This window comes from Bacillus sp. S4 (genome assembly GCF_040838205.1).
Taxonomy (GTDB): domain Bacteria; phylum Bacillota; class Bacilli; order Bacillales; family Bacillaceae_G; genus Bacillus_A; species Bacillus_A cereus_U.
The window spans coordinates 1-3,719 of the sequence record NZ_JBFPJI010000311.1; the positions used below are offsets into that span (position 1 = coordinate 1).

The window sequence follows — 3,719 nt, forward strand, 5'->3', positions numbered from 1 at the left end:
CTATAGAATACCCTTTACTTTTTAAAATAAATCAACGGCATTTTCATATAAAAAATGCCGTTGATTCCAAACTTTTATGTATGTGATTCGCCATTTCATGATAATAGATCATATACTAGCGAAATACGTCTATTACAAATTACCTTTAACTTGTCCGACAATCTCATTTATCGTATTTCGATCAAACTTATCACTAATTTCGTATGGCTTACGATCTCCTACTAATTGTACCCCTACGATGTCTTTGCGGTCCTTACCATATTGCACTTCAATAATAGATCCGCGCTCTATTTGTTTCCAAATGTAACCTGCTTCATCTTTATTATCTAAAATAATACAGTCCTCAATATTTTCATCGATCCCAATTAACTTGTTATCATCCATATATCCAACCTCGTATTGTAGACGTTCTTTCGCTTTTCCGCTTACTAATATGCCTTTGCTACCGTATGAGTAATCCGTATAATCCTTTTTCTCCGCTTGTACCGCTTTCGGCTCTTTTGCTTCAGTTTTTTCAGCAGTTCCACAACCCGTAATAAGATCGATTGGTATAACCACCGTTAATACTACTCTAGTAAATTTCTTTATCACTTATAACCAACCTCACATGCTTAAGTTTAAATTGCATTTATTACCTTATTAAACAATAACATGATACTAAGTAGACAGAACCAAAGATAACCTATTATTTACATACTCACACTTTAATTAAGGACTATGCCATTTAAACCTAGTCCCTACATAACTTTAACTTTGCTTCACATACTTAATTGTATTGAATGACGTCTCATTAAATAATCGCAAGTTTTTCCCATCATAATCTTGAACTTTATATGTTATTTTCTTTTTTTGAATTGTATCTTCTACACTGTCTACTAAACGTTTATTGAGATGTAAATAGATTGTAAAAGCTTCCTTATCATACTCCCAAGTTCCTTCAATATAATTCTTTTTCTTTGGATACTCACCTTTACCATATGTTTCAAATGTCTTATCACCTTTTAGAATGAGTGACATATTGAAACCGTCTGTTCCTTGGAATCCCCAGTTACCGATTAACTCCGTACCATCTTTCACATTCTTCATAACGTTATCCGTGTTAATTCCAGCTTTCTTATCTAACTCTTTCAAATCTTTCATAGATACTGTACCGTCACCGACTTTAATATCCCCTTCAAGATCTTTGAATGCTTTAAGCCAGTAAATATCTCCTTCTTTCACTAGCTTTTCGGATTTCTCGATTAACTCTTTATCAGTCTTATCACCTTTTTCTCTTTTTTCTTTTCGAGTGAATACTTCATTTATTAAAGAAAAAGACTCTCTAAAATAACTAATTGCTTTTTCAAAATCCTTTTGTTGATTTACATACTCTTTCGGCGGATCTATCGACTCAAATTTATCTAACATTTCATTCAATTCTTTCACACTATCTACTAGGTCTGATTTCTTTTTCTTACCGTCAAAAACCTCTCTTGTTATTTTATTATGCTCGGCAAACAACTTATCAAACTCTATCCCTAATTTATATACTTTATTAGGATAGTCTTCCTTCGAAACTTTTTCCTTCTGAATCTTAGACTTCGATTCTTTTACTTTAGACTCTTCTGTTTTCTCCTGTTTAGATGTGTTCGTTTTCTCAGAAACTCCACAACCAAATAACAACATGACTGGAACTGCTATCCCTAGTAGTTTCTTTGCGTTCATGAATGAATTCTCCTTTTGCTTGAATAGATTATTCGTACTATACTCATCCTCTATTTTTATCTTGTAATTAAAGTTATAATCGCAATAACTCCTAGAATCGGTCCCCAATATTCCATTTTTATAAAAAATAGTGAGTGCCTTTTGTTAAACATAACTTTTTCACCAGTTTCGGCATCTATATAAATTTTCCCACTTGGTTTATTAATATATTTTCCTAAATACCAAGACATCAGCCCTGATATAATAAACATTACTGCCATTGGCCAACTATGTTCTTGAAAATATGTAGCGTCTCCCGTTATAGATTCAAAGAAAACCTTACCCAAAAGAGTATTAATAATTACAATAATTGCGACTAAAAAACCCCAACCTGACCAAATAATCATTTGTTTCTCCTCCTAATGCATACAACTTTGTACCTTATGTTAATTTGAACTGCACACGAAAACATCTAATTTCCTGAATATACAGACTCTAAAAATTACACTTAAGCTATATTCATCAATTAGAGTCTAACTTTAATGTTCTAAATGCAAATGAACCAGACATAATTTGTAATATTGTCGGAATAAGTAAAAAGAATAATGACATAAATAACATAACTATAGGAATCACAATCATACAAACTCCATAAACTTTATTATTAACCTTGTTTACTAAACATGATAAAATGAATAGCCCTATTTGAACCGTTAAAATAATAGAATAATAAGCCAAAAGTTTGTAATCAAAACCTTCCATAACATTAATGGCTACAATTATTAAAATAATAGAAATTATAATTCCCAAAATACCACCAATTAAACCTAATACGCATTCAGGTGTTCTTTTCAATACAATCCCCCCTTCTATTAACCATTAACAATATGTATATTTTTCCCATTCACGATCATACCAAATATTTATTGGAAAAACTATACATATTCATTTTTTATTCTTCCTTACCTTACTATGATTTTCTCACAACTATAGATAGCTTGTAGCAGTTACAAAATCAAAGCCTTCAAAATTACTAACGGCATTGTCATCCTGAAAATTATAAATTAATACGATAGAATTATAGGATTTCTTTAATTTAACTTCTTCCTTAATTCGAGAAAGTATTTTATCATCATATGAGCATCCCGTTAACAACACAGAAATATCATCACTCGCTTCTTCTAACACTTCCTTTTCAATAAAATCCTCATCTACATCAATCATATCAATATTAAAATCAACAAAAAACCTTGCTGGTATAGAGTCTCCTTCTTCTTCATCATATGTAACCTCCATATATACATCTAACTGATCTTGCGTTTCCATATTCCCTAACCATATTGAAACCATTCCATGTACTTCCATTAATAGCGTCCTCCACTATGAAAATATATTATACTTTCTCATTCAACTTACACTTTAAATATTCAGCAATTTTCATCTCTCCTCTTTCAATAGCAAACGTATAAGCGTCCATTTCTTTCATATTATTACCAGAATATTTTATCGTTATATCTATACCATTCATAACTAGCAATTTAACGATTTCAAAATGACTGCTATATATTGCAGCAAACAGAGGATTTCGATCCGGCTCACTAGTGTCTATTTCAACTTGGTGTTTAATGAGATACTCTGCAATATGTAAATGCCCTTTTGTAGCTGCTCTTTCAAGGGCATTTGTAGAAAAAGTCCCACACTTTGCATGAATATTAATTCCTGAATTGATTAAGTACTCTATTATTTCTAACTGTCCATGCGCTGTCGCTACATGTAACCACGTACCAAATGGCGTCACATATTCCAACATCTTAGGCTCTTTCTCAAGTAAACCTCTTAACGTGTCCAATTGACCACTCTTTATGGAATCTCTCATTCTTTTCGCAATTTGAATCTTATCCATTCTACTTCCCCTTTAATTCTTATCTTGTAGAAATAGCTTTGTAACTTATCGACCAATTTAAAACTCATGATTTTTATAAAAAAACATTTCTTCTTTCCATTCAGTTAAATGGGATTATTCAGAAATTCACTAT

6 protein-coding genes are annotated in these 3,719 nt (G+C 31.5%); all 6 read right to left on the reverse strand.

Annotated elements, in window-relative coordinates:
* Nucleotides 1-132 precede the first annotated feature (132 nt).
* The 6 genes from AB3X48_RS19070 to AB3X48_RS19095 all read right to left on the reverse strand — a co-directional run bounded on the left by AB3X48_RS19070 (nucleotide 133) and on the right by AB3X48_RS19095 (nucleotide 3,586).
* Nucleotides 133-591: a hypothetical protein gene (locus tag AB3X48_RS19070; RefSeq protein WP_016105389.1), complete on the reverse strand. Its 459-nt coding sequence runs from the start codon at nucleotides 589-591 to the stop codon at nucleotides 133-135.
* Between the two features lie 156 nt (nucleotides 592-747).
* Nucleotides 748-1,704, reverse strand: coding sequence for a DUF3994 domain-containing protein (locus tag AB3X48_RS19075; RefSeq protein WP_088099262.1), 957 nt, complete (start codon nucleotides 1,702-1,704; stop codon nucleotides 748-750).
* A gap of 56 nt (nucleotides 1,705-1,760) precedes the next feature.
* Nucleotides 1,761-2,090: a hypothetical protein gene (locus tag AB3X48_RS19080; RefSeq protein WP_002110737.1), complete on the reverse strand. Its 330-nt coding sequence runs from the start codon at nucleotides 2,088-2,090 to the stop codon at nucleotides 1,761-1,763.
* Nucleotides 2,091-2,205: 115 nt separating this feature from the next.
* Entirely contained in the window at nucleotides 2,206-2,538 is a 333-nt protein-coding gene (locus AB3X48_RS19085; protein ID WP_016105391.1) for a DUF4064 domain-containing protein, read from the reverse strand.
* Between the two features lie 132 nt (nucleotides 2,539-2,670).
* Complete coding sequence (locus AB3X48_RS19090; protein WP_016105392.1) at nucleotides 2,671-3,048, reverse strand: immunity 22 family protein; 378 nt, start codon at nucleotides 3,046-3,048, stop codon at nucleotides 2,671-2,673.
* Nucleotides 3,049-3,076: 28 nt separating this feature from the next.
* Nucleotides 3,077-3,586 carry an ankyrin repeat domain-containing protein gene (locus AB3X48_RS19095; protein WP_016105393.1) on the reverse strand — a complete coding sequence of 170 codons (510 nt, stop codon included), beginning with the start codon at nucleotides 3,584-3,586 and terminating at the stop codon, nucleotides 3,077-3,079.
* Between the last annotated feature and the right edge of the window lie 133 nt (nucleotides 3,587-3,719).